Source organism: Sphingobium cloacae, from assembly GCF_002355855.1.
Lineage (GTDB): Bacteria > Pseudomonadota > Alphaproteobacteria > Sphingomonadales > Sphingomonadaceae > Sphingobium > Sphingobium cloacae.
Genome location: NZ_AP017655.1, coordinates 2,578,124 through 2,603,112, shown reverse-complemented (window position 1 = coordinate 2,603,112; position 24,989 = coordinate 2,578,124). Strand labels below are relative to the sequence as shown.

The 24,989-nt window shown below is 62.5% G+C and carries 22 protein-coding genes and 1 pseudogene; 4 read left to right on the top strand and 19 right to left on the bottom strand.

Annotated elements, in window-relative coordinates:
- Window positions 1–7: 7 nt before the first annotated feature.
- The 10 genes from SCLO_RS13000 to SCLO_RS12955 form a co-directional block, all read right to left on the bottom strand.
- Window positions 8–529: a hypothetical protein gene (locus tag SCLO_RS13000; protein ID WP_123905503.1), complete on the bottom strand. Its 522-nt coding sequence runs from the start codon at window positions 527–529 to the stop codon at window positions 8–10.
- Entirely contained in the window at window positions 526–1,944 is a 1,419-nt protein-coding gene (locus tag SCLO_RS12995) for a VIT domain-containing protein (RefSeq protein ID WP_066520873.1), read from the bottom strand. The genes SCLO_RS13000 and SCLO_RS12995 overlap by 4 nt, the downstream gene beginning before the upstream one ends.
- 30 nt (window positions 1,945–1,974) lie before the next feature.
- The gene (locus tag SCLO_RS12990; RefSeq protein WP_066520876.1) at window positions 1,975–2,346 is read right to left on the bottom strand and encodes a helix-turn-helix domain-containing protein; all 372 of its coding nucleotides are present in this window, start codon (window positions 2,344–2,346) and stop codon (window positions 1,975–1,977) included.
- A gap of 572 nt (window positions 2,347–2,918) precedes the next feature.
- A complete protein-coding gene (locus tag SCLO_RS12985) occupies window positions 2,919–3,749 on the bottom strand; it encodes a hypothetical protein (protein WP_066520881.1) in 831 nt (276 codons plus the stop codon).
- Window positions 3,746–5,533, bottom strand: coding sequence for a hypothetical protein (locus SCLO_RS12980; RefSeq protein WP_123905502.1), 1,788 nt, complete (start codon window positions 5,531–5,533; stop codon window positions 3,746–3,748). The genes SCLO_RS12985 and SCLO_RS12980 overlap by 4 nt, the downstream gene beginning before the upstream one ends.
- On the bottom strand, window positions 5,526–7,568 hold the full coding sequence (locus SCLO_RS12975; RefSeq protein ID WP_066520887.1) for an SIR2 family protein: 2,043 nt from the start codon (window positions 7,566–7,568) through the stop codon (window positions 5,526–5,528). Before SCLO_RS12975 ends, SCLO_RS12980 begins: the two co-directional genes overlap by 8 nt.
- Before the next feature lie 45 nt (window positions 7,569–7,613).
- On the bottom strand, window positions 7,614–8,324 hold the full coding sequence (locus tag SCLO_RS12970; RefSeq protein ID WP_066520890.1) for a PIN domain-containing protein: 711 nt from the start codon (window positions 8,322–8,324) through the stop codon (window positions 7,614–7,616).
- Window positions 8,321–8,956 (bottom strand): hypothetical protein, encoded by a 636-nt coding sequence (locus tag SCLO_RS12965; protein WP_123905501.1) that lies wholly within the window; start codon window positions 8,954–8,956, stop codon window positions 8,321–8,323. Before SCLO_RS12965 ends, SCLO_RS12970 begins: the two co-directional genes overlap by 4 nt.
- 140 nt (window positions 8,957–9,096) lie before the next feature.
- Window positions 9,097–11,628 carry a S8 family peptidase gene (locus SCLO_RS12960; protein WP_066520897.1) on the bottom strand — a complete coding sequence of 844 codons (2,532 nt, stop codon included), beginning with the start codon at window positions 11,626–11,628 and terminating at the stop codon, window positions 9,097–9,099.
- The gene (locus tag SCLO_RS12955) at window positions 11,621–12,607 is read right to left on the bottom strand and encodes an AAA family ATPase (protein ID WP_197705099.1); all 987 of its coding nucleotides are present in this window, start codon (window positions 12,605–12,607) and stop codon (window positions 11,621–11,623) included. The genes SCLO_RS12960 and SCLO_RS12955 overlap by 8 nt, the downstream gene beginning before the upstream one ends.
- A gap of 33 nt (window positions 12,608–12,640) precedes the next feature.
- Between SCLO_RS12955 and SCLO_RS23645 the strand changes: the two genes are divergently transcribed.
- Entirely contained in the window at window positions 12,641–12,844 is a 204-nt protein-coding gene (locus tag SCLO_RS23645; protein WP_197705098.1) for a hypothetical protein, read from the top strand.
- 16 nt (window positions 12,845–12,860) lie between these two features.
- Window positions 12,861–12,992, top strand: a complete 132-nt coding sequence (locus SCLO_RS24210) for a hypothetical protein (RefSeq protein ID WP_255210269.1) — start codon at window positions 12,861–12,863, stop codon at window positions 12,990–12,992.
- A gap of 403 nt (window positions 12,993–13,395) precedes the next feature.
- Here the strand turns inward: SCLO_RS24210 and SCLO_RS12950 are convergent, their stop codons facing one another.
- From SCLO_RS12950 to SCLO_RS22960, 9 genes are all read right to left on the bottom strand, one after another.
- Window positions 13,396–14,052 (bottom strand): response regulator transcription factor, encoded by a 657-nt coding sequence (locus SCLO_RS12950; protein WP_066520902.1) that lies wholly within the window; start codon window positions 14,050–14,052, stop codon window positions 13,396–13,398.
- The gene (locus SCLO_RS12945) at window positions 14,049–14,822 is read right to left on the bottom strand and encodes a sensor histidine kinase (RefSeq protein ID WP_096362135.1); all 774 of its coding nucleotides are present in this window, start codon (window positions 14,820–14,822) and stop codon (window positions 14,049–14,051) included. Before SCLO_RS12945 ends, SCLO_RS12950 begins: the two co-directional genes overlap by 4 nt.
- A 40-nt stretch (window positions 14,823–14,862) precedes the next feature.
- Window positions 14,863–15,723, bottom strand: coding sequence for an IS21-like element helper ATPase IstB (gene istB / locus SCLO_RS12940; protein ID WP_066522470.1), 861 nt, complete (start codon window positions 15,721–15,723; stop codon window positions 14,863–14,865).
- Window positions 15,720–16,982, bottom strand: a complete 1,263-nt coding sequence (istA, locus tag SCLO_RS12935) for an IS21 family transposase (RefSeq protein WP_096362064.1) — start codon at window positions 16,980–16,982, stop codon at window positions 15,720–15,722. The genes istB and istA overlap by 4 nt, the downstream gene beginning before the upstream one ends.
- A gap of 99 nt (window positions 16,983–17,081) precedes the next feature.
- Complete coding sequence (locus SCLO_RS12930; protein ID WP_096362134.1) at window positions 17,082–17,492, bottom strand: hypothetical protein; 411 nt, start codon at window positions 17,490–17,492, stop codon at window positions 17,082–17,084.
- Window positions 17,493–17,651: 159 nt separating this feature from the next.
- Entirely contained in the window at window positions 17,652–18,347 is a 696-nt protein-coding gene (locus SCLO_RS12925) for an MgtC/SapB family protein (RefSeq protein ID WP_066522226.1), read from the bottom strand.
- 189 nt (window positions 18,348–18,536) lie between these two features.
- Window positions 18,537–19,310 carry a hypothetical protein gene (locus tag SCLO_RS12915; protein ID WP_197705097.1) on the bottom strand — a complete coding sequence of 258 codons (774 nt, stop codon included), beginning with the start codon at window positions 19,308–19,310 and terminating at the stop codon, window positions 18,537–18,539.
- Window positions 19,311–19,503: 193 nt separating this feature from the next.
- The gene (mgtA, locus tag SCLO_RS12910; RefSeq protein WP_066522234.1) at window positions 19,504–22,221 is read right to left on the bottom strand and encodes a magnesium-translocating P-type ATPase; all 2,718 of its coding nucleotides are present in this window, start codon (window positions 22,219–22,221) and stop codon (window positions 19,504–19,506) included.
- A 160-nt stretch (window positions 22,222–22,381) separates the two neighbouring features.
- Entirely contained in the window at window positions 22,382–22,663 is a 282-nt protein-coding gene (locus SCLO_RS22960) for a hypothetical protein (RefSeq protein WP_123905500.1), read from the bottom strand.
- A 687-nt stretch (window positions 22,664–23,350) separates the two neighbouring features.
- Between SCLO_RS22960 and SCLO_RS12905 the strand changes: the two genes are divergently transcribed.
- Window positions 23,351–24,111, top strand: a protein-coding gene (locus tag SCLO_RS12905; RefSeq protein WP_096362115.1) for an IS5 family transposase whose coding sequence is annotated in 2 segments (ribosomal slippage) — window positions 23,351–23,684 and window positions 23,684–24,111 — 762 coding nt in all. Because the reading frame shifts where the segments join, the coding sequence is not laid out codon by codon here.
- Between the two features lie 86 nt (window positions 24,112–24,197).
- A pseudogene (locus tag SCLO_RS12900) lies at window positions 24,198–24,957 on the top strand (IS5 family transposase).
- Window positions 24,958–24,989 lie beyond the last annotated feature (32 nt).

The window sequence follows — 24,989 nt, the reverse complement described above, 5'->3', positions numbered from 1 at the left end:
TCCGCTGTCACCCGGCCACGTGCAAGGGATGGCGAGCGGCATAACGCGCCAGCAGCATTGCTGCTTCCGTGGCCGTATCCCGGTCCAGAGGGGTCATCATCGTTGCGACCGCCGCGCTGTCGGGTCGACTGGCCATGCAGAGCCTGAGCGGCTTCTCACCTGTTCCGACAATCGCGCACAGACCGCGTGCTTCTGAATTGTACGCGGTCGCCTCAATCGCGAGAACCCGCGTCTGCCATGTGTGGGGAAGATAGCCCCTGAGAAATGCCAGGTCGTTATCATGCTCCGGCCCGTCGCTCAGTCCGCGCGAGAACATCGCGACCTTTTGCGCGTCTTGCGCCGACCGATAGACAGTGAGCATGACAGCGCCGACATCGTTCCGTCCTACCCAGCGCCGCGCCCAGGGGCCGCGAGCGCTGTCTATCGCCAGTGTCTCGCCGCTTCGTGCGCCCCATGGCGCGAGCGAAGGCTCCGCATTGGCGGTCGGCGCAGCGAGCAACAGCGCTCCGGCTAACACCGTAGATCTCATGCGCTCAATCCCAGTTGCCGGGCCAGCCGCTCAAAGGGGAGCGGCAGCCGATCCGGGAACAACTGATCGAGCAGATCCGGCGAAGCCGCCCCACGGGAAACAGCGGCTCGTGCGAGCAGTGCTATGGCAAGATGCTCGGCCGTGAGGTTCATGACCGACGCGGTCTGACGCACGATCTCAACCGCGGCGATGTCCCGGACAATTACTGCGACCTCGCTGGGCAGATGGCCCGCATCGCCCGACCGCAAGGCCAGCACCCCGTCCTGAGTCCACAGCACCTGCGTAGCTGCAGAGCGAAGTTGCGCGCCGAGGCGCGGCCTATCGGAAGATACCTCCCGGCTCGGTATCCTGTTGCGCCACCAGTTGCCAAGCCGAACGTGCCATGGCGGACGCGCGCCAACGGTCGGCCACTGCACGGCAAACCCACGCGCGCGGCCGGGGACGGGAAAGTCGCCATCCAGCGCGGCCGGAGACGCGGCTGGTTCGATTGCCGGGGCGTCGGGCGGAATCGCCTGAACATCGGAGGAGAGCGCATCGACCAGCGCCAGCTTGCGCATGGCCGGCAGCACCCCGGTGGCGTCTCCTTCAGCGCCTACGAACACAAGGCTCGTTTCGCTGGTCAGCAAATTGCCCTTGAGCGCAAGATCGCGAACGCGCTGGCGATCTACCGGTCCATCACCGCCCAGCAGCATCGCGATCTGTTCTGCCATGCGCAGGCCCATTTCCGCACGCACATCGTCGGCGGACCAGTCGGTCACTCGGCCCTCAAAGCCTGACGGGACGACGATATCCAGCATCATTGGCGCATTGCCGATCTGCTGCCTGGGCGGCAGATCAGTCCCGCCAGACCGCACGATGATTTCGTCTGCGCCCTCAATTGCCAGCGTGATCGGATGCGGCTCGCTGGTCTGGCGCGGAGATAAATGATCGGGCACGGCAGGAGCGGTCAGATCGGGATCGACGCCCGGACAGAGGCGTACTGTCGCTCCGGTTAGGCCAAGCGCGATCACGCTTTCGCATACCAAGGAGACCTCCTCGCCTGGCTGCACGCCCGCCACCGACAAGGTGCGCCAGCCGCGCTTGAGATCTTCTAGCAGGATGGCGCGGTTGCCGTCGACCGCCGCGCCATCATAGTCGGTTTCGGCTCGACGCCTCGGCCGTGCCTGCGCGGTCCATCTTTGCTCGCCGATCCGAACTTCCACGCCGTGGACCACTTCGTCGCTCAGCGCGGGCGGCATGGTCAGCACGGCCTCGATCGGCACCGTTTCGCGATTGGTGGACGTGCGCGTGACGATCAGACGGGCAATCGGTGGAACCAGACGCAGCCGTATGTCGGTTCTGTCGAGCAGCAAAGGTGGTCTTGGGGCGGCCGAGGGCCGGAACAAGGGCATCAGCGGATCGATCAGCTTATCCATCGTCGTGCTTCCCCTTGACCCTGCGGACGATCAGCCACCCGCCCGCTTGCGCGCCTTGGGCACATCGCCTGAAAATGCCTGCCGCAGTCTCGCTTCTGTCTGCGTGATAATCTCGTCCAGGTCGGCATCCCTGCCGATCAGTTCAGGTGCGATCACCAGCGTCAGGCCATCCGTCACGGGCACCGGCACGCCCTCGCGCGCGTCGAGCAGCAACCGGATCGCGGCGTTGGGAAAGCCCAGAGACTTGAGGCGCTGAAAGCGGCGGATCGCGCGGACATGGTCGTCGCCATAACGGGCATAGGTGCGGCCACCTTCCGGCGGAGGGACGAAGTCTTCGGAGATCAGGAAACGGATCTGCCGGATTGTCGCTCCGGTAATCGTCGAGAGTTCTTCGAGCTTCATTCAGTCCTTTTAACATATTAATTGTCAAAAACAAGAAGACAAGGGCCGTTGCCGGGGGGCCGCACTCTTTGATGATCGAATGATCTTATGGCCACGTCCGACGGGACGCCTGTCGAACTGAACGTCGGAGCCCCCGGCGTTCAGTATGGACGCTTGGAGACGTGCTAAGGACAGGTCTCGGCATGAGCCGACGTACCGCAGCCTAATGTAGAATGTCTTGAGGTGGTCGACTGCTGCCTGTTCAGGCACCGTGCTACATCTCGCCCAGAGCCGCTGACAAAGCTGTCGTTCCGAGGGGCGGATCGTGCCATCAAAACTTGCTGTTCGTTCATCGATTAATGGGTGGGCCTGAGTGACTTCGCCTGGGACAAAGTTGCCGTTCAAATTTACCACCGGGAATGGCGGCTTCTACCAAGAGAAGCCGTTGGCCGCTGAAGGGAGCGGTCGAGCGGGACCTTCGTGCGAGTACTGCCTAGCTCTATCGTATAATGCGAGCCGTATGGACTACCTCCGCGACCGAAAGGCCGATCGCCCTATCTGGATCATCAAGAACGTCTTCTTCCACGCTATGATCATGCGCCAACCTTGTCGTCTGTCTCGGTGAGACTGGCATATTGTGTCGTGCCGGCGAGCCACGCAGGAGATAGATCGGGCTGATTTGCGATATAGGCGCGAACTGAGGCCCGCAGCTGGTTTGAGCTCACTGTCGCGATCCTGGCGCGTTCGATGATCTCGTCGATATAGGGAGAGGTCGCGTGAACCCAATCGATCATCGTCAGATGGGCGGCGTCGCGCGCTTCGCGCCGTGGGAATGACGAAGAGACACGCAGTGCGTCGGCGGTGCGAATTGTTAGCACGGCACCCTTGATCTTGTTGCCGCTATCGAGCTTGTTCGCGTTGATCAGCGCTGTGCCCATGACCGGCAAGAGTGTCATCAGGCCGCTGCCAAGTTCGACGACGTCATCGGACTGATCCCGCTCGATCTTCTGCCGGATTTCCTTCGGCCAGCAGCCGGAATAGTCGGAGAATTCGCCTTCTGCGATCGCTGCGCGCGCCAGACATCCTGCGGTCGTGACATGTCGCATCAGCGCGACGGCGATCGCAGCGCAACGATCGAGCGCAGCCTCATGGAAGTCGCCGACGATGACAAACCCGTCTCCGAACTGGTGGGCAAACAGGCGTTCTCCGTCGCCGGCATAGGCGCGGGTTCCGATCGCGAAGATCCCGCTCATCAATGCGCGAAGGCCGGCGATTGCGAGGCCGCCCTTCCCCCACAGGACGCTGAATCCCTCGATATCGATCCAGATCGACCAGCGCGGCCCCGCCTCGATCTCGAGGGCGGGCTTGCCCCCCTCATCGGGCACGACAACGGAAGTCAGGGGAGATTCGATCTTACTGGTCATTGCGGATTTGCCTGCACCAGGTTTCGGAGTTCGTTGAAGGCCGCGAGGTTGACGATACTGGCATCGGCGGCGCGAACGCGCTCCAGGATCGGGCCGAGATCACCAGTGCCCATCTGGAGCGATGGGCGGTCGGCGAGGGCATCGATCAGCCGTACCGTCGCGCGCGGATGCAAATCCGGGTGCGCAGACCCCGCCAGGAGATGCAGTTCATAGAAAGCGTTCGTGCGGACCATGAACGGCGTGAGGAGATCGACCGCGTCGGAAAAGCGTGCGTTCGTCGCGATCGCGATCCGCGCAAACTGCTCAGACGTCGATGTTGAACGGAGCTCCACTTCGACTGGCCAAACCTGTTGCAGCCAGGGCGCGACCCGTTCGTTCCAGAGCGAATCTGCTGACCGCGACGGCGGCTTTCCGGGCAACTCATCTTCCGGCTCGTCGGGCTGCGCAAGGAAGGTCTCGATCCACGACAGGGCTGATGCCCGCAGGCGATCGGTCATGGACCGAAGGGCGTTTCGCACCGCAACCGCCGGAAGCTGGTCGCGATCGAGGTCGATACCAACGAGCATCAGCAACTGCGCCAGCGATTTCGCCATCTCCCCAATCCGGGCGAGGTGGTCAGGCTCGAAGGTAGCGAGGAAGAAGGGCCTCAGGTCAGGCCACAGCTTCTCGTCGACCCTTGGCTGCCAGGCATAGCCCTGCCAGACGGCAGCCGCCTCGGTGTCATCTTGGGCCCAATCGAAGCTCGGGATCAGCGACACCTGCGTCCAGTCCGGATCGACCGCGAAGAGGTAGGACAGTCGCGATGCTGCAATGACGCGCGCCGGCCGATGCGATGGCACGCCGGGTGACACGAGAGCATCCGCCCGCTGCCGGAGGTCGTCGGGAATGCGGGACGAAACCTTAAGCGAGCGGCCGAAGAGAAGGGCGAAAAAGGCCTGTGACAGGCGTCCCAGAGCGTTGTTGATTGCATGACTGACGGCATCGTGCTCGTCGGCCGCCTGGACATTGTAGGGATCGTCCGCAACGGCGGCCAGCGTGCGATCGAACAGCCGCCACACCGCATCCTCGCCGGTCGGCGACGGGCGACTTCCCGCGACTGCCTCCAGAAAATCCGCACAGGCCCGCGCCAGATCCGGCTCATTGATCAATGTGTCGGGGACCAGCTCGAGCGCGGCCAGGATTCGTGATCGGCGCTCCGGCCGCTTCGCGCTCTCCCGCAAGCCCCACAAACCATATTCCCAAATATCCCCGGGACCGGGATTCGCGCTGTGCGCGATCAGCTCGAGGACGGCGATCGCGCCCTCGGGCTCCGTATCGGCGAACTGTTTCCAAGCGTCGAGAAGACCCTCGCGAAGGTCCGTCGTCCCTTGTAGCGTCGAGACCAGCTCGCCCTGGGGGAGCTGCGCCAGATCATCGACGCCGAAATCTGTGTCGGGGCCAAGTCGGAATTCGGACCAGGTTGAAAACATCGCGCGTTCGCCCTCGGGGGCCGCCCACTCAGGATAGGCCGCTTCGATGCGATCCAGTTCGGATCGAAGACGCGGATCCAGGGGCGGATCGCCGACCCGGGCGACCACGGTCAGACGGTCGAAGATCCGCCGGTCGCGCGATCGTTCGCGGTCTTCTTCGGAGACGCGCGCGAGAAGATCTTCTGGGGGTCCGGCGAGCAGGGTTTCGACAATCCGCTCGCGCGAGGCCGTCGACCCGTTTGCCCACAACGAGCCGAGCAAGGCCATGGCCTCCTTCCGGGCGCCCGACGCCCAGATCATCGGAGTCTCAGCCATTTAGGAGCACCTCCGCTTTCTCGGTGTCGCTGAAATGACCACTGTGGGTTACAGCGGCGGCTACGAGCCGTCGGAAGGACAGGAACGGCAGCGTACGCCACCGTGCCACGATCGCACGGCTCGCTGTGGCATCATTGCCGTCGATATGCTCCCAGCCCATCCAGATCAGATCGAACAACAGGGTCCATTGGCGGTGCTGATAATTCTGCTGGTGCGGCTCAACCGACGGGCGCTGCAGAGCGCTCGGATCATTATTGGCATTCGCCTCATCTGCCGCCGCGAACAGGTGCAAGGCTTGGGCGAGTAGGCCGGTCAGATCATCGTTCAGCCATGCCCAGAATTCCGTGGCACCCGGGCGACCGTTGACTGTATCGATGAACCCCCTGACGTGGTTGCGATCTGCAAGTTCCACCTCCGCATCGGCAATCTCCGAAATCCGGTCGCCGACGGGATCCGCCGCTTGCTCTGGATGGGTCGCGTCGCGATAGCTGCGATAGCTGGACGCAGAGAAATCGAGCAGCGGTCGCAGGCCTGCCAGAACTTCCTGACGTAGCCACTCACGATCAGCGCCTGACGTATAGCCACCCTGCGCAGTCCAAAGCGAACCGGGATCGTCTCGCCGGCGCGCGCCGACCCAGCCTCCTTCGGACGAGACGATCCACCAAAAGCGCTTGAAGCCTTCGCGCAACCCCAGTTCTTGCGGGAGCTGTCGCCGGATCGCCTGGCGCAAACTCGGATGGAGCATCCGTCCTTGCCCGAGCTTTTCGATGACGTGATCTACGAACCCCTCGGTCCCGAGGTGTCGGCAAAACCACGCCAGCAGCGCGTAGCCGGTCGATGTCAGCGCCATGTGCCGACTGTCCGACTGTAGCGGAAAAAGCGGGAGGAAATCGAGCTCTGGCGCCGGCGGGGCGATCCGTGCGGCCTTTGCGGCTTCCCTCACCGCTTCCTGATGAGCCTCCGAGCGCGCAAGATCGGTCGCTTCGAAGAGCGACAGCCATTCGATCGGCGGGCATGGTTCGACCGCGGCGAAGGTTCGTGCTCCGTATCCCTGATCGTCCGCCCGACCGGCGACGGCCCAGATCAGATTCGCGGTGTCGGTCGGGTCGATCGCGTCTGGGCGGCGGGGCGCGATATCGTTGATGACGCGGCCGACGCTCGAGAAATAGTCGTCACGCCAATCGGCCCATTGGACAATCGTCTCACGCAGCGCCGCGTGATTCGCTGCGTCCGAATAGAAAATCGGCTCGAGGTTGCGATCGCGGAACGGCTGGCTTTCCGGCGGCTCAGCACCCTCATAGGGCGAGAATATGTACGCCGGCCCTCGCGGTTGCCCCGATCGCATCTCGATATTTTCCGCAGCGAACGCATCGGTCATGTAGCGCAGCACCGGATCGTTCAGGCTGTACCCTAGAAAGAGCACGGTGAAATCCGCAAAGAGCCGGACGATAAATCGCGCGGCCCAGCCCTCGGTTAGATAAGCTCTCCCGAAGTCGGAACTGGTCAATACGAGGTGTTGATCTGATCCTCCAAGACGCCCGTGGAGATAGACCAGGCTTCGCCAACTGGCGGCGCGATCGTCGCGCGGGATGGGCAGGATCGGCCCTGCATGGAACTGGAAGTCGCGGCCGAAGTCCAAGCCCCGGCGTGCCTTCTCGAAGAAGGTGTCGAAATTCGTGGTAACCAGACGCATGCCCTCGCTGCGCCGCAGCCGCGAGAGGCGAAGAATGGCACGATGCAGCGCTAGGTTTGTCGGACGTCGGTTTAAGCGCGCGGCGACAATCTGGCGAACATTCGCCGGCGTATATCGGCTCTCCAAAGCGCCGAGCATGCGATCGGGCCAGAGCCATTCTTTATCGTCGGTCGGGGTCGGATGGGTCAGGGTTTTGTAGCAGTGAGCGACGAGACCGTTATAGCTCGGCAACCCAGCACCCATCGAAACGCCCGCGCCGCAAAAGATGACGACACGATCATCCTCGAGCTCCTGGACCAGCTTGTCCGGTATGATAGGCCCGTTTCGTACAAATTGCGGCATTGACGTCTCCGCGCCTTCTCCATGTGCGTTGTGGTCTGATCGCGCCTATAGAGCCGCTATCGCCGGCGTGTAACGAAGCTCTAGGAAGCTCTTGGCGAAATCGAGCCCGTGTGCCGCAAAATCAGTCACCAATTGCGGATGAAGCGTCTTCTTCGCGGCATCTCCATATTCCGCGATGTTCGACGACAAGAAATACGCGCCCGCACGGAATCCGAGAGACCGCGCTGCGGAAAGGGCTTCGAGGCACGATTCAAGGACCAGGCAGTCCTTGTACGATTGTTTGCCGCTTGCCGCAGGCGCCGTCGCCGTGATGACGCGCTGGGCAGCCTTATGCGTCGCCGATTTGGTTGTGTCCGCGATGCTCGATTTCGCGAGATATCGTGCCACGATCGCATCGGCGAGATTTTCATAGTCAGCGGGCGCCGGGAGGACGATCGCCGGCCCAGTTCCGCCGAACGCCGTCATGATTTCGTGCATCTGGCGCACCCGGTCATTGAGCGCCTGGATCGACTTCGTGCCATCCTTTTGCACGCCCTGGAAATTGTCGGCCATCTCGTTGGTGATCTGCTCGGGAAGCACGAGCGATAGCTTCCCCGCTTCAATGAGATCGATGATCGCCACCGCCGCCGTTGCCTGATCACGCGTGAAGGCATCCCGCTGCCCCCGGACAATATCGAGGAGCGAGCATGTGTCGATGAAAAGGAGTGGTGCGCCTGCAGCAACGATGGAAGCCGCGACGTCGGCGACCGCGCTCATCGGGTTTCGTCGTAGCGCTTCAGAAGCTCCGCGGCGCCGCCGAATTCAGTCGAGAGGTCGGAGGCAATGCTTTCGGGCCAATGAAGTTCGTCGATCAACCACTTCTCGAGGATCTCTGGCGGCAAGCGCCTGCCCTCGTCATGAACGCGAATGATGAAATCGAGCCAGCGCTGCCGATCGTTTGGGTGGGACGCGCCGGTCCCTTTGTTCGCGAGGTTGGAGAAGGCTACCAGTTGACGAACCGCGCCGACGCTGATCCATTCGCTCAGGTCGCGACGAGCCTCTGTCAATTCGGGCTGCAATCCGAGCTTGGCGGCCGCCGGCGCCAAGCGAGACCGATAGAAGTCCACAAGCAGATCATTATACTCGGCCATCGAAAGCTGCCCGAAATTCTCGGGCACGATGTTCCCGATGGTCACCTGGCCGCCATACCAGGCCACTGAGAGGTCAGCGTTCGGCAGAACCCCATCGCGATGGGCAAATAGCACCGATGTCCCACCCGGCGAGAAATCGAGCTCTCGATCCTTCAAATACGACCAGCTCGCGGTATCGACGGCGATCATCGCCTCTCGCAAGGCCAGGAAGTCTTCGCGCCTTGCGTCGAGTTTAACTTCACGAAATTGCTCAATCATCTGGATCGCTCATACGTTCAGTGCCCTTTGCTGTTTACCGCCTGATGGCCTGCGTCGACCCTTGATTGGGGGAATCTTAGCCGACCGGCAGCCTAGAGCATGTAGCCAGTCGCGCCGGAATGAGCATGAGATCTCCGACATCAGGCGCGCAGACGCACAGCCGTCCGAACGTCCTGGGCATTTGCCTGACTTGTCTGAAGATACTGGCGCAATTCTCGGAACACCGGTGCCTTCCCGTCGGGATCCTCGATCGTCAGCAGGGCGGCGAACGGCACGCCCTCGGCCGGGAAGCGTGTCTCGGCGCGGACGAGGCTGGTGACCTCGAGACGCCATTGAGAGGATGCGCCAATCTCGTTAAAGGTCGAGCAATATTGCTTCGATGGCCACCATTTGAGCCCGTGATCAATCAATGCTTTCTCAGGCACGGCCAGATGGGCCGATTTGGGATAATAGAGCGGATCGATCTGGTTGAGGAAGCGCGGGCTCCCATCCTTGTTGGGCACCGCCTGAAGCTGCTTCAAGGAAGCCTCGAGGTTCACTCTCACGAACTCGGCGCCGAAGGCGGGATCGAGAGGGGGCGCGTAGACCAACGTGATGCGCGCCCGGCCGGAGCATTTGCCGTCGCTGCCGGCGAGGCTTTCAGGCCAGACGAACGGAAAGCGCAGGATAACCGGCTTACGCTCGCCGATGCTGAGCCGGCTCTGGAACAGCAAAGTGATCTGATGATTTCCAGTTTCGAGCATATCGACGACCGGCGCGGGCTGGCCGAAACCTGCAAATTGTCTCGCGAGGTCCTTCAAGCTGCGTCGCTTTAGGGTTTCCGGCAGCACCGCATGATGCAGCAGCATCGCGCGCAACGCCTCGACGTGCAGGCCCCCGTTGGTCGCAGCATCGAGGCCGGCGAGGGTGCGGGCCACTAGCGGCGCGGCAAAACTCGTCCCGACCACATCCTGCCGTCGCCCTTCGACATCGATCGAGCAAAGCCCCGTCGAGGCACCTGGTGCGGTTACGCCCGCGCCCCCATAAGCGACGACATCTGGCTTAACGCCGACCTGCAATCCCGGTCCGCGTGTCGTATAGACGGTGGGTGCCCCTTCGACATGCTCTGTCCGGGGCGGGTTGATCGCCCCCACCGAGATGGCTCGCACGCTCTCCGACGGCTTGAAGATCGTGTCGGATGTCGTCCGGGACGCGAAATAACGGACAGTCTCGCCGGGCTTTTTGGGCCAAGGTGCGCGGGCTTGGGCACGGGGCAGATTGCCGACCGTATTGACGAAGATCACGCCATAAGCGTCGGCGATCTGGTCAAGCCTGGAGGCGTAGATACTGTACCGGTAGCGCTCGACGTCGGAAACTGCGTTGATCGAGAGATTGAAGATGCGCACGCCATGGTTGCGCTGACCCTCGGCAACCGCTTGCTCGACTTCCTCCAGAAAGTCGATGAACCCGCGATAATGGGTCGAGAACGGCTTCGAGGGAAACAAAGGCGCATCATAGATGCGGCAGCCATCACCCAGCGGCACCACCGAAGCAGGATTGGTGAGGTGCGGCACGCTCACCAGACCGGCTACCCCCGTACCGTGAACGGCATTGAATTCGCCTGAGCTCAGATAGTCGAAACGCCCCACCACCCAAGCGTCGAGCGGGGCTGCCACCCCGGAATCGATGATGCCAACTATGGGGTAGGTAGCGTCGGCGACCGGGGCCGGAATGGCGAGCGGCAGCGACGGCAAATCGAGGCCAAGACCGAACGGCGGCGGCGTCTGTTCATCCTCGATCTGCAGCAAGATCGGCGGCAGAATGGCGCGCACCAACGGATGGGCCTGAAGCGCGTTCAGCGCCGCCTCGTGCCGGTCGGGGCTTTTGTCCACGGTCGTCGCCGGCAGCGCTGCGGCGATCTCGCCGCCGACCGGCGCAGATCGGTTGTCGATCAACGCCGGCTGCGCGTCCTGGGTCAGCTGCAGCTCGAGGACGGGCGTGCGGCCGATAGAGCGATGGACGAAAGCGCGCACACCCGATCCTAGTCCGATCACCAGTTTGTCGAAACTACGCAGCAAGGCCCCGCGCCCGATCGGATCGTCAGCGATCACCGGATCGGTCGGCGCGTGAAACAATTCGATCTGGTAGCCCGAGACGGCGCGGGGGTCTTCGAAAGCGGCAAGCGCCGCCGAGACTGAGAAATTCCTTTTCCGCTCTGGCGGGGCGATCTCGATCGTCTCGATTGCGCCGACTTCAGCGCGCGCGGACGTTGGTGCCAGATAGGGCGCGCCGTCGGCCTGACGATATTTGGTTTCGACGGTCAGCTCGGCGGCATCGATGCGACTGCGCAGGCCGGGCAGATAAATCAGCGGCGCCTCGAAAAAGAGCGTTCCGACGGCGTCGGCCCCAACGCACGGAAACTGGTCGCGCTTGAACAGCCACCAGACCGGCCGATATGATTTGGCCAGCGCCTCGCTGCGCATCTGGATCTTGAGATATGCGAGTGGTCCGAAGGGGCTCGCGGCGAGATGCGCCATGATCGCATCGATCGACGCGAGCAACGCCGCCTTGTGGGCAGCAAAGGCCGCATCCGCCTTGTCGAAGAAATCTTTGTTGCGCGGCGGCTGTCCTGGATCCGGGGCCTGATGAAAGTCCCGGTCGTTCAGGATGATCTGGACTGGGTTGTTAGCCATGCTGCTGCTCCATCAGGGCAACATGCTTGCGCGATCGCTTCAGGTCGCTGATCCGCGACTGGCCATAGCCGGTCGCTTCGCCGATCTCGGTCTGCTTGAGCCCGAGATCACTGTCATTGGCGATCAAGCTGACAAAGGCTTCAGGGTCCGCCGCCAGGATACGGGCCGACGGGCCGGCATGCGCGGGCGCGCGGGCCAGCACCGCGCCAAGCGCGCGGAAAAGGCCGGGTCCATCCTGATCTTCACGGTTCAGCGCTACATGCCGCTTCACGGTCGCGCACAGCCGTTCGATGTCCGCACCTGACCGGCCCGCGAGGCAATAGGAGAAAATCCGGATCGTCGACGGCTCGGCCTGGATCGGCAGCAGGAAGCGCGCGATCATCTGCTCCCGCGCGACAGCATCCGGTTCGCCGACATGGACCTGCGCCTCGAATCGCCTCCACACCGCCGGGTCCAGCAACCGATCATGGTTGGTGATCGCAATCGTGATCCCGCGATCGCGGCGACGGTCCAGATTCTGCAGCAGCGAATTCACTACGCGCTTGATCTCGCCGATTTCCTGCGCGTCATCGCGCAATTTCGCGAGCGCATCGAACTCGTCGAGCAGCAAGATGCACGCATAGCGATTGGCGAAATCGAAGAGATTAGCGATGTTGCGCGCGGTTGTGCCGAGGAACGACGAGATCAGACCGTCGATCCGGGCCGTCACCAACGGCAGACGCAACCGCATAGCGATATAGTGGGCTGTGACTGTCTTGCCGGACCCCGGAGGGCCATAAATGAGAAGCGATCGCGTTGGCTCCACGCCCACTTGCTGAAGCGCGGCCTCATCACTCCATTCCTGCAGAAGGCCTTCGACTGTTGCGCCAATCGCTTTGCCATAGATCGGGATAGCGAGGTCGGCGCTGTCAAAATCAATCGTGCAGAGCTGCGCGCCAGTCTCTCTATCCATAGGCGGATTGACGTCGCGGGTCAGCACCTCGCCTGACACCATCGCCCTTGATATCTCGACTTGGCTTGGCGCCAAATCCTGCGCTTCGGCGTCCGCGCCTTCGAGACGGCGAAGCGCCGCCGCCTCTTTGAGCGCGCCGCCTTTTTCCAGACGATCCCGCAGCCGCGAAACCTGACGCTCAAGTCCCTCGCGATCACCGCTACGCGCCGCGCGCACGATGCTCTGTATGACCGCGAAGTGTTCCATAAGCCGATTTTCCGATAGATAAGCGTTATCCTCGATGGATATCTGGAAAATGGCAATTTGGCAAGGATATTCGGTTGACGAAATCGCTGATATGGATGAACGAATCGGCGGAGTGCCGGATCGAATCGGTAAACGTCGTTTTGAATCTTCGGAATGCGGCCAGTGAGTGCCGGGATGGGCCTCGCGGAATGTCGGTCGCGCCTATAGGATTGTCGACGGCGCGCTTGGCGATCCCGGTCGACGAGTAGCTGTTCCGTATCGCCGTACGGTCTGGTGGTGGAGCGCAGAGCCGAGATCCGGACCGGCACGCGCCGGGCGGCAGTTAGCCTGCAACGACCGCTTCCGTCACAAGTGGACTTTCAATCGTTCGGCCAGGAGCGGCGTGAGTTGGTCGGCAGCCGCCGACATAGCCGTCGTTCATCCGCCCTCATTGCGTTGTCGAAACCGGCAGTTCGTTCACGAAGCAGCACAGGGTGGGGAACGGCAGATATCAGGGGCGCCCGGTGCACGCGCAGTGGTGGGATTGTTGCGGAAAGTGGACGCTCGGATAACCAGAGCGTATCCCAGCCCTAAAGATTAAGCACCTGCTGCTCGGTCCCATGAATGCGTTCTGCATAGCGGACGAGATCGGCTAGCGACTGAGCGCCCATTTTGCGCATCACCTGACCACGCCGCACCTTAACCGTCACTTCGCTCAGATCGAGCTGCGCCGCGATCTGCTTGTTCAGCAGGCCGATAACAACGAGGTTCATGACTTCTTTTTCGCCATCGCTCAGCGTCGCGTAGCGCCGGCACAGCTCGGTCCGAACCTCGGCGCCTTGCCGGCGCTCGTGATCTCGCGCCAGGCTTTGCTGAATCGCGTCAAGCAAATCCTGTTCCCGAAACGGCTTGGCTAGAAACTCGACCGCGCCGGCCTTCATCGCGCGTACGGACATGGGTATATCGCCATGCGCGGTGATGAAGATGACGGGGATTTCGATTCCAGACTTCGCCAGCTTATCTTGAAAATCAAGTCCGCTCAGACCCGGCATCCGCACGTCGAGGACGAGGCAGGAGGTCACGTCCGGCCGCGCCGCCGCCATGAAATGTTGCGCGGAAGGGCAGCTGATCGCGCGCAGGCCGACCGATGAAAGCAGGTCCTCCAGCGAGTCCCGCACGGATTGATCGTCGTCGACGATATAAACGATCGGCGTCGTCTGCTCCTCGGTTTCGATGAATACGCTCATACGGTCCCCAAAGCCCGGCCGGGCAAGCTGAAATAGAATTGCGTGCCGCTAGCGGCGTTCGGACGTGCGCTGATGCGACCGCCATGCGCCTCGACGATCGAGCGGCTGATCGCGAGCCCCATTCCGATGCCGTCGGCCTTGGTGCTGTAGAAGGCGTCGAAGATCTGGTCGATGCGCTCGGGATCACACCCACGTCCCGTATCGGTGACGGTGAACTCCACAATCTTCGTTGGCAGGTAAGCCAGCTCGATGGTCAGTTCCCGCTTTCCCGCATGAGAGCCATTCATCGCTTCGAGTGCGTTCAGGACCAGATTGATCAGCACCTGCTGAATCTGCACCTCGTCGGCGAAAACCAATGGCAGCGCCTCGGCTGGTTTGCGAAAGGCTACGACAACGCCCGTCTTGTCTATCTCCATCCGGCACAGGGCAAGCACTTCACTTACCAACACTTCCGCGTCGATCCACTCGGCGCTGGGCTCGGCGCGCTTCGAGAGGTTGCGAACCCGCGCCACGATGTCGCTCGCACGATTGGCGTCCGCGATCATGCGTTCGACCGCCTGCTGCGCCTTGTCGAGATTGGGCGGCTTGCTCGCCAGCCAGTTGCGGCAGGCGCCGCCGCTGGTGACAATGCCGGTGAGCGGCTGATTGACTTCATGAGCGATCGAGGCCGCCATCTCGCCCAGCGCGTTCACGCGCGCCAGCCTGGCGAGCTGCGCGCGCGCCTCGTGCTCGGTGTCAACGGGCACCGAAGATTCCGCAAAAGTGGGCATCTAAAATTCCCTAGTTTGGCGGGAGGGTTTGTGTCGGTGATCAGCCGTGATGGAGATCGGGCTTTTCCTTTGCTGGCGGGCGGCCGCGCCGTTTCGGCAAGGGCGGCGGGTTGATGGACGGTGCCATGCGCGCATGCTCGGGCAGGAGGTCGGCGTGCTGTCGCATGCGATAGCTGGAGCCCTCGATCTGGATGACCACAGCGTGGTGAAGAAGGCGGTCGAGCAGCGCGGTGGCCACCACCGGATCGCCAAAGACATCACCCCATTCGGCGAAGCCGCGGTTGGATGTCAGGATCATGGCACCCTTTTCGTATCGGGCGTTGACGAGCTGGAAGAAGAGATTGCCGCCGCCGGGCGTGACGGGAAGATACCCGATCTCGTCGACGACGAGCAGGGAGGATCGGCATAGGAAGCGGATCTTCTCGCGCAACGTGCCCTCGCGTTCAGCCTTGGTCAGTGAAGCGATCAGATCGGCGAGCGGGATGAAGTAGACGCTCTTGCCCGCCTTCACGGCCTCGACGGCAAGGGCCGTGGCGATATGGCTTTTCCCGGTACCGGGCGGGCCCAGCAGATGCACCACCTCGGCCCGGTTGATGAAGTCCAGGCCAGCGAGCGCCAGGATGCGGTTCCTGTCGAGCGATGGCTGGAAGGAGAAGTCATATCCGTCCAGCGTCTTGATGATCGGCAGCCTTGCCATGCGCAGGGCTGCCTTGATCCTGCGGTTCTCCCGGAGCGACAGTTCTTCGTTCAGCAATATGTCGATGGCCTCGATGCCATCGATTTTGCCCTGCTCTATGCCGCGCAGGGTGGCGTCGAGCATCTCCAGGGCGCGTGGCATTTTGAGATGGACGAGGCTGCGGCGGATATTATCGACGCGGGATGCGGCACCCCCATGGTTCATGGCCGGTCTCCCCGCGCCAGTTGGCTGCCGATCGCCTGATAGATGGCCAGGGAGCGCACGGCGACATGCTCGCCTACACGACCGATGGCGATTACCTCTTTGCCATGGATACGGCGCTTGGCGCCGCTGCTGCCTGTCCGATGCGCAGGATCGATCCTGTACTGCCGACGCCCCTCAAGAACCGGGTGCTCGGCAATGACCTGGCCCAGGTCTACGATCCGGATCTTGTCGGGTAACTGCTGGATTTCGACGACGCGCCGGGTGCGATCGGGAACGCTGTAGTAATTGCCGCCGACCGAGACCATCCCATCGTGGCTGACGCGGCGCTCCAGCTTCAGAACAGCGTCAAAGCGGCCCGCCGGGAGCAGCTGCAACTCAGGCTGCTCGGCGGCGAAGGCTTCAGCAATAATCCGCTGCGTCGTGCCGTGGACACGGACGTTGGCGACGGTATCGAGCCAGTCGATCAGCTGGACATTGAGATCGTCCAGATTGCGGAAGCTCCGGCCCAGGAAGAAGTCCTTGCGGATATAGCTGAATGGCCGCTCGACCTTTCCCTTGGTCTTGGCCCGATAGGGACGGCAGGCGCGCGGCACGAAGCGATAATGCCCGGCCAGAGCCAGCAATGATCGATTGTAGATGATGTGGCCCTGATCATCTTCCCCGGTCACAGCGGTTTTCATGCGATCGTAGAGGATCTCGATCGGGACGCCGCCGAGCGCTTCAAAGGCCTGCATATGACAGCGCAACAGGCTTTGGAGATCCTGATGCATGACGTAGCGCGCAAACAGGAAGCGCGAATGTCCCAGCACCAGGCTGAACAGCCAGACGATCCGGCTGACGCCGGGCTCATCGGTAAATTCGACGACGAACCGGGCAAAGTCGACCTGTGCCTGCACGCCAGGCGGCGTCTCGAACCGAACCTCAAAGGGCTTGGGGCCGTTTTCCGGCCGGATCGCTGCCAGGAACCGCTTTACCGCGGTATAGGCGCCCATATATCCCAGCTCACGGATTTCCCGCGTCAGGCGCGCCGCAGTCAGATCGGGAAAGGCCGTCACTCGCTCACGCAAAAATTCCAGATAGGGTGCCAGTTTGTTCGGTCGACCCAGCATGCGAGGGCCGTAAACCGGGGCCTCGATGCCCCGTTCGATATATTTTCGGATGGTCTTGGGATCGCGACCAGTGCGTCGGGCAATGGCGGATATCGATACGCCCTGCCGATGTAGTTCGAGGATCATCATCAATTCTCCAAGTCGGATCATCGGCCCCGTCTCCGCGTCTGCAAAGGAGATGAGGACAATGTCGGCTCATCTCATTCTGCCGGGGCTAGCCCCGGCAGAATGAGATGAAGGGGCCACCAACTAGGGAATTTTCAAAGCCCACTTTTGCGGAGAATTGCACGACCGATGACACTCGGCTACGAGCGCAGACGAGCGTTGGAGGGCCAGATAGGTGGTGACACCGATCGCGCAGATGCTGAGGACGCAATTGACGACGCCCGCCTGATAATGGCCGGCCTGCGTCAACACGACGCTGACCAGCGTCAGTACCATGCAAACCGACGACACGGTCAGGACGCCAAAGGTGGGCAGGAAGCCTGCCGCGATCAGCACGGCAGCGACGTAGAAGACCGCGACCGCGATTTCGTAGTTGGTCAACGTGTCCGCCACGAAGATCACAGCGAGCGCGACGAGCAGCAAGGTCCAGCGCACCGCCATCGCCATGCGACGCTTCGGTTGCTGGGGGTTCATCATGAACACGGCCTCGGCCATCTCTGCCACTCGCTTTCTCGCATCCAACCTATAGCATGCGGTGCTGCCGATTACTCATTTTGTTCTGCATTGCAGGGTGCAACTCAGGTCGCGCTGTAGGCGCCGCAGTCGCGCTTCGCTGCCTGGGGGTTGATCATCTAGCAGCCGGTCGCCGCGAGGCTATTCCATCTCGGAGGCCAAACGCCAGCGCGCGCCCGTCACCATCGGTTCTAGGCTGAGCCGGCCAACGATCTGCTCCAGCATGCGATCCTGTCGGCTTTCGGCCCGCACCAGCGCCGTCACCTCGACCCGATTGCTGCCTTCGATGTTGCTGCTTTCCAGCTCGCGAACATGCAGCAGCAAACCCAAGTCGCGCAGTAGGAGCGCACGCACATGAGCTTCTGCCTCGCCATGACAGACGATCCAGATCGCATAGCTCGGCTCATCACTCGCCTCCGGCTGCCTGCCGATCAGTTGCACGAAGGGTCGCAATACAAGGTTCACACTGATGACGAACCCGGTCGCGGCGGCCGCCTGAAGGAAGAAGCCTGCGCCGCACAGCACGCCGACCGCCGCCGAGCACCAGAGCGTCGCGGCCGTGTTCAGGCCCCGGACGTTGAGCCCCTCCTTGAATATAATGCCTGCACCAAGGAAGCCGATACCAGAGACGACCTGGGCAGCGACCCGCGTAGGACTGCCTTCGGTCGGAAACAGTCCTGCGAAGAGGACGAAGGTCGCGGCACCGAGCGCGACAAGCGTGTTGGTCCGCAGTCCCGCGAGCCTCTGACGCCACTGCCGCTCGAAGCCGATGACGCCGCCAAACAGGAAGGCGGCGCCAAGATTGAGGATAGTTTGGAGAAGGGCTTCAAAAGTCATGGCGGTTCGTCCCGTCGGATCTTTTCGACAAAGCGAGCCTGAGCCCGCACTTGCGGAGCTGTCTCGCAAGACGCAAGGCCGTTCTCGTCTGGCGAGCATCCAGAAGGCCGCGCCAGAAAAGGCGCGCGGCGAGCCTTGCAAACAGCTCGGCACCACGCACCGTTGTCAGCGCGACGATCGCGCGCACGCTCATCTGCGCACCGTGATGCCGAGCGTGACGGCGCGTGCGTCGCTGCCATCCACGCACCGGCCGCCACCCGGATTCCAGCGCACGCCGGCCTGGGTGCCGGCTCGCTCGCGCGTGTGCTTGAAGACCTCCGCCATCAGGCTCAGATCGTGTGAAACGCCGAGCACCGCCTGAGCGCCATAGAAGCCCTGGCTTTGCTGCGCGGGAGCCGCGCTGTATGTCCAGCCGGCATTGACATTGATCAGCAGCCGCTTGGCGACTGGCAGGCTGACCGGCACGATCAGCGCCGCCGTCTCGAGATTGCCGGTTCGCAGGTCGAGGGCGGCGTTGGCGATCACGCCGACGCCCAAGCCCTTATCGGTGGGGCGCAGGTTGAGTTTGAGCGCCGGGCCCGCGACCGCGACATCATGCTGGTCCCAAATGTGCTGAAACGACGCGCCGATCTCCAGTTCCGGCAAATCCGTGCGCGTGCAGGCCGGCGTCAGGTTCAGCAGACCCCTCTCGGCACTGAAGCGCGTGACCCAGCTTTCCATGTGGCAGACGCCAGGGGTCTCGACGTTGGCGCTGTCCACGACATGCGCGCCGCCGTCCGCCCAGGCCGGCGTGGCGATCAGCAGACCGCTGGCAAGAAACAGGGTTCGGGCAAGGCGGCGACGAAGAAGCATTTTCGACTCCAGGAAAGCAGGCGCGAACGCCCGCCTTCCTCGCGAGCCGATCGCTGTTCGTTGAGCTGGTTGGCCCGGATTGCGCGCCGGATCGGCGACTAGACGGATCATCCATGCCGGGCCTCCCTCGCATCGGGTTGCGTGCCTGCGACCGTCAGGAGAAAGGCCCAGCCTGACGCGAAGGGATCGGCGCGGTGCTCGCGCAGATGAAGAATGAGGCCTGTCCGCACGGCCCATCCCGGCTCCGGCGCCGGGACAGGCCAACGGGGACACGGCCCTGTCCGAAGGTCCACGAACGCCATGATCAGAGCCAGGCTTTGAACCGGCGGATGTAGAGCATCTTGAGGAGCTGGGTCAGCACGCAGTAGCCGAGCAACGTCCCCACGAGCCACGGGAAGTAGGCCCACGGCAGGGGCTGGAGACCGACCGCCGCGCCGAGCGGCGAGAATGGCACATAGATGCCGAACGCCATCACCGCGCCGGTCAGCAGCATCACCGGCAGGGCCGCCGTGCTCTGGATGAACGGGATCTTCCGCGTGCGGATCATATGCACGACGAGCGTCTGCGACAGCAGCCCTTCGATGAACCAGCCCGACTGGAACAGCGACTGCGCGCCCACGGTGTTCGCACTGAACACGAACCACATCAGCGCGAAGGTCGTGATATCGAAGATCGAGCTGATCGGCCCGATCGTGACCATGAAGCGGGCGATGTCCCCCGCATACCATTTGCGGGGCTTCTCCAGATACTCCTCGTCCATCCGGTCCCACGGCAGCGAGAGCTGCGAGATGTCGTAGCAGAGGTTCTGGATCAGCAGATGGATCGGCAGCATCGGCAGGAACGGCAGGAAGGCCGAGGCGACGAGCACGCTGAACACGTTGCCGAAGTTAGAGCTGGCCGTCATCTTGATATATTTGATGATGTTGCCGAACGTCTCGCGCCCGCGCAGCACGCCGTCCTCCAACACCATCAGGCTCTTTTCAAGCAGGATGATGTCCGCCGACTCCTTGGCGATGTCCGCCGCGCTGTCGACCGAGACGCCGACATCCGCGTCGCGCAGGGCGGGTGCGTCGTTGATGCCGTCACCTAGGAATCCGACTGTGTGGCCGAGCGCCTTGAGCGCCCGGATGACCCGCGCCTTGTCGAGCGGCGACATCTTGGCGAAGACCACCGTCTCGCTGACGATTGCCTTGAGCGCCTCATCGTCCAGCTTCGCGATGTCGCGCCCGAGAAGGGGTTCGCCGATTTCCAGTCCGACCTCGCGGCAGATTTTGGCGGTGACGACCGCATTGTCGCCGGTCAGCACCTTCACGGCCACGCCATGCTGGCGCAGGGCCGCGATGGCGACGGCGGCGCTTTCCTTGGGCGGATCGAGGAACGCCAGATAGCCGTGCAGGGTCAGCCCCGCCTCGTCGGCGACGCTGTAGGCGGCCTTGGTGTCGGCGGCGTCGAAGGTACGCGTCGCCACCAGCACGACCCGGAAGCCGTCCTGATTGAGGCCGTTCGCCCGCACGATGACATCGTCGCGATGCCCCTTGTCGAGCGGCACGACCCCGTTCGCGGTCATGACATGGGTCGAGATCGCCAGCATCTCCTCGACCGCGCCCTTGCAAAAGAGCAGATGGCCGCCATCGCCATCGCCGACCACAACCGACAGGCGCCGCCGCACGAAGTCGAACGGCATCTCGTCGATCTTGCGATAGTGAGTCGGCCGCTCGATCCGGGCGCTCTTTTCGTGCGTCTCGGCATAGTCCATCACCGCCACGTCGAGCAGGTTCCGCACGCCGGTCTGGTGGGCGCTGTTGAGCCAGGCGAGCTGGAGAACGCGGTCGTCGCGCTGGCCCTCGATGTCGAGATGGTTTTCCAGGATCACCTTGTCCTGCGTCAGCGTGCCTGTCTTGTCGGTGCAGAGCACATCCATCGCGCCGAAGTTCTGGATGGCGTTAAGGCGCTTCACGATGACCTTGCGCTTCGACATCGCCACCGCGCCCTTGGCGAGGTTGGCGGTCACGACCAGCGGCAGCATCTCAGGCGTCAGCCCGACCGCGACCGACAGTGAGAACAGCAGCGCTTCGAGCCAGTCGCCCTTCACGACCCCGTTGATGACGAGCACGATCGGCACCATCACCAGCATGAAACGGATGAGCAGGAAGCTGACGCTCTTGACGCCCTTGTCGAACGACGTCTCCGCGCGCTGGCCGACGATCGCCTTCGACAGCGAGCCGAAATAGGTGTGCCGGCCGGTCGCGACCACGACCGCGCGGCCCTGGCCGCTCACCACGTTCGTTCCCATGAAACAGATGTTGGCGACGTCGAGCGGTCCGGTGTCCGGGCCGGTCGCGGCGCTCGCCGACTTCTCGGCCACGGCGCCCAGCGTGTCATATTTCTCGACCGGCAGGGATTCGCCGGTCAGCACCGCTTGGCTGACGAACAGGTCCTTCGATTCGAGCAGCCGCACGTCGGCCGGGATCATGTCGCCCGCGCCAAGCTGCACGATGTCGCCCACCACCAAGTCGCGCACCGGCACCTCGCGCGGCGTCGGCTCGCCATCGCTCGGCGCGCGGCGCAGCACGGTCGCCGTCGTCGTCACCATCGCCTGAAGCGCCTCGGCGGCGCGGCTCGACCGATATTCCTGCCAGAAGCGCAGGATGACGCTGAGCGTGATCATTGTCCCGATGATGATCGGCGCCATGAGATCGCTGGGATCGAGCGTCAGCGAGATGGCGGCAAGGACCGCCAGCACGATGATGAAGGGATTGCGAAACGCGCCCAGAAGCTGGCGCGACCAGTGCGGCGCCCGCTCGTGCGCGGTCTCGTTCGGCCCATTCTCTTCGAGCCGAAACCGCACCTCGATCTCGGTGAGGCCATTGGCGTCGGCCTTGAGGACGCTCAGCGTCGTCTTGAGATCGTTGCGCGCCTCGCGCACCGCCGTCATGGAGAGGCTGTGTGCGCTCGGTTCGATGCCGGCGCCGTTACGATGGGTGTGTGCGGTCCGTTCCCGCAGGTTGCTGTTCAAGGTCATGACTTCGGCTTTCCTGGCGCGCTCCGCGATCGTGCGCGCCAGAAGCACCGGCTATGCTTTGATCGGCGCCGGGCAGTCTGAACGCGCCTGAGCGCGGGTTTTTATTGAGGTGATGGAGCGGCGACACCGACCCCGGCCAATTTCCGGGGCGATGCCGCACCTAGGCCCATCGTCCATGGCGGCCCTCCATTTTGAGGGGACGCCGCCCGGATGTGCGGTTTATCGGCCGCCGACAGCGCGGCAAAGCTCCGAGCGGATCGCTCGCCGCAACTCCCGGCTCATCCTCGCAGTGCCAGCGCGCCGCCAGCCGCCCGGCCAGATCAACTGACCAGGCCATGATGAGGCGAGGACGAGCCACGCGCGGAGCACGAAGCTGCACTTTCGGCACGAAGCCGGGACGGAAATCCGCCACTTGGGCGGTCTTGTGGAGAATATTCATCATGTCTCACCTCGCAGTCGCCACAAAGGGCGCGCCGGTGAGACCCAGGAAGCCTAGGCCCGAGTGGGCGTCCCTTGCGGCGCGTTTGATCGACTACTGTCGCTGGGCATCACAAAAGGGTCCTTCAGTTCCGCCCGTGTGCGGAAAGCTCCCCGCCGGGCGTGGCGATTACCTAGGCTTTCGCACGTGCCGGAGCAAGCATGCGAGAGGGCGGCAAGACATGCCAATGGTGCCGACGGCGTATACTTAGGTATATTATTTCCCCGCCCCCAAGACGACGCGGCCGAACGAGATGTGGCAGGCTGTATGTCGTACAGCTCTATCGCGAGCAGGAAATGTGCGCTCATCAGTGTCGACATGCGAAAGGTCATGAGTGCCAATGCTCTTGCATGGGGCAGTATCACGGCCAAAGTGGCGACGGATCGTGGTTTGAGGATCGTGGTTTGACGTAACCGACACCTGCTCCACTCGATGGGGCGAGCGTATGGTAGCATGTCGCCTCATGACTAACCGATCAAAATCAGATCTGCCGCATTTCCTGATTCTGTCGGCGGGAAAATCGATGCGCAGGCTCTTGGTGAGGCTGACCTGCTGGCTGGAGTTTGCATCGTATTCTAGGGTCAGGACTTATTAAATCTCTTGCCGAGCAGGCGATTGGTTGATTCAATGTTGGCGTGAGGAGGCGTCGTCATGAGTGATTTGATCTGGCTGTCGGAGGCGCAGATGCGCCGGATCGAACCATATTTTCCGCTGTCTCACGGTGTTCCGCGGGTGGATGATCGCCGGATCATCAGCGGCATCATCTTCGTCATCAGGAACGGCTTGCGATGGCGCGATGCGCCCGCCGACTATGGTCCGCCCAAGACGATCTATAATCGTTTCATCCGGTGGAGCCGGCTCGGGGTGTTCAACAAGATTTTCTCCGCCCTTTCGGCGCAGGGCGGCAAGCCAGACCAGTTGATGATCGATGCGACCCATCTCAAGGCACATCGGACAGCCGCCAGTCTGTTAAAAAAGGGGCTGTTCCCAGACGTATCGGACGCACCAGAGGCGGCCTGAACTCGAAGCTCCACGCCGTGTGCGACGGCCAGGGTAGGCCACTGGTCATGCTGCTGAGTGAGGGCCAGATGAGCGACTACAAAGGAGCAGCCTTGATGCTCGACGCTTTGCCCCATACCAAAGCCCTGCTCGGCGATCGAGGCTATGACGCCGACTGGTTCCGCAAGGCGCTCGCCGAACGCAACATCGCGGCCTGCATCCCGTCAAAGAGAAATAGGAAGGCCCCGATCCCGCACGATGCTGTGCTATATCGCCAGCGCCACAAGATCGAAAATATGTTCGGCAGGCTCAAGGACTGGCGGCGCATCCACACTCGCTATGACCGATGCGCCCACACCTTCATGTCCGCCATCTGCATCGCCGCAACCGTCATCTTCTGGATCAATCAATGAGTCCTGATCTTACGTTGAGAACCTATACACCTGTTTGATATTATGAGATAAATATCCTGTCTCTGTGAGTTTGTGCAGGAGAGAGTATGTCACGCCATCTGTTTTGGCTGTCGGATGAGGCATGGTTAGCGATTGAGCCACATCTGCCGCATGGCAAAGCTGGCAAGCCGAGAGTTGACGATCGAACGGTGATTTCGGGCATCCTGCACGTGCTCAAGACAGGCTGCCGCTGGCGCGACGTACCCGCCGCTTATGGGCCGCCCACAACGATCTATAACCGCTACAACCGCTGGTCTCAGCGGCGCATCTGGCAGCGCCTTTTCGAGAAGGTCGCGGCATCGGGGCCTGTGCCGAAAGAACTGTCGATAGATAGCAGCCACGTCAAAGCCCACCGTTCGGCGGCAGGCTCAAAAAGGGGGAGTATGAAGAAGCGGTCGGTCGCTCACGGGGCGGCAGGACGTGCAAGATCCACTGCCTGGCCGACGATCGCGGCCGACCGGTCGCCATCACCCTGACACCCGGCAACATCGCAGACATCAGCATCGCCATTCCGCTACTCGGTACGGTCGCTCCACCAAGGCGTCTCCTCGCCGACAAAGCCTATGACGCCGACAGCTTGCGCAACTGGCTGACCGCCCGAAACGTCAAAGCCGTGATCCCTTCAACTGCTTCGCGCCGAACACCATATCCCTCGACCGGCGTATCTATCGAAGGAGAAACGTCATCGAGAGGCTCTTCGGACGCCTCAAAAACTGGCGGCGCATCGCCACCAGATATGACCGACACGCCCAAAACTATCTCGCCGCTATCGCTCTCGTCGCCGTCGTCGCAGAGTGGAGCAAATGAGTCCCCAACCTAGGAGGTTTAACAATAAGATG

Excerpts from the sequence above, each read along its gene's own strand:
- SCLO_RS12960 (WP_066520897.1), bottom strand. The coding sequence starts at position 11,628 with ATGGCTAACAACCCAGTCCAGATCATCCTGAACGACCGGGACTTTCAT.
- SCLO_RS12990 (WP_066520876.1), bottom strand. The coding sequence starts at position 2,346 with ATGAAGCTCGAAGAACTCTCGACGATTACCGGAGCGACAATCCGGCAG.
- istA (WP_096362064.1), bottom strand. The coding sequence starts at position 16,982 with ATGATCCGACTTGGAGAATTGATGATGATCCTCGAACTACATCGGCAG.
- SCLO_RS12930 (WP_096362134.1), bottom strand. The coding sequence starts at position 17,492 with ATGGCCGAGGCCGTGTTCATGATGAACCCCCAGCAACCGAAGCGTCGC.
- SCLO_RS12985 (WP_066520881.1), bottom strand. The coding sequence starts at position 3,749 with ATGACCAGTAAGATCGAATCTCCCCTGACTTCCGTTGTCGTGCCCGAT.
- SCLO_RS12980 (WP_123905502.1), bottom strand. The coding sequence starts at position 5,533 with ATGGCTGAGACTCCGATGATCTGGGCGTCGGGCGCCCGGAAGGAGGCC.
- SCLO_RS12950 (WP_066520902.1), bottom strand. The coding sequence starts at position 14,052 with ATGAGCGTATTCATCGAAACCGAGGAGCAGACGACGCCGATCGTTTAT.
- SCLO_RS12945 (WP_096362135.1), bottom strand. The coding sequence starts at position 14,822 with ATGCCCACTTTTGCGGAATCTTCGGTGCCCGTTGACACCGAGCACGAG.
- SCLO_RS12975 (WP_066520887.1), bottom strand. The coding sequence starts at position 7,568 with ATGCCGCAATTTGTACGAAACGGGCCTATCATACCGGACAAGCTGGTC.
- istB (WP_066522470.1), bottom strand. The coding sequence starts at position 15,723 with ATGAACCATGGGGGTGCCGCATCCCGCGTCGATAATATCCGCCGCAGC.
- SCLO_RS12995 (WP_066520873.1), bottom strand. The coding sequence starts at position 1,944 with ATGGATAAGCTGATCGATCCGCTGATGCCCTTGTTCCGGCCCTCGGCC.
- SCLO_RS13000 (WP_123905503.1), bottom strand. The coding sequence starts at position 529 with ATGAGATCTACGGTGTTAGCCGGAGCGCTGTTGCTCGCTGCGCCGACC.
- SCLO_RS24210 (WP_255210269.1), top strand. The coding sequence starts at position 12,861 with ATGGATATCTGGAAAATGGCAATTTGGCAAGGATATTCGGTTGACGAA.
- SCLO_RS12970 (WP_066520890.1), bottom strand. The coding sequence starts at position 8,324 with ATGAGCGCGGTCGCCGACGTCGCGGCTTCCATCGTTGCTGCAGGCGCA.
- SCLO_RS12925 (WP_066522226.1), bottom strand. The coding sequence starts at position 18,347 with ATGACTTTTGAAGCCCTTCTCCAAACTATCCTCAATCTTGGCGCCGCC.
- SCLO_RS12965 (WP_123905501.1), bottom strand. The coding sequence starts at position 8,956 with ATGATTGAGCAATTTCGTGAAGTTAAACTCGACGCAAGGCGCGAAGAC.
- mgtA (WP_066522234.1), bottom strand. The coding sequence starts at position 22,221 with ATGACCTTGAACAGCAACCTGCGGGAACGGACCGCACACACCCATCGT.
- SCLO_RS12915 (WP_197705097.1), bottom strand. The coding sequence starts at position 19,310 with ATGATCCGTCTAGTCGCCGATCCGGCGCGCAATCCGGGCCAACCAGCT.
- SCLO_RS22960 (WP_123905500.1), bottom strand. The coding sequence starts at position 22,663 with ATGATGAATATTCTCCACAAGACCGCCCAAGTGGCGGATTTCCGTCCC.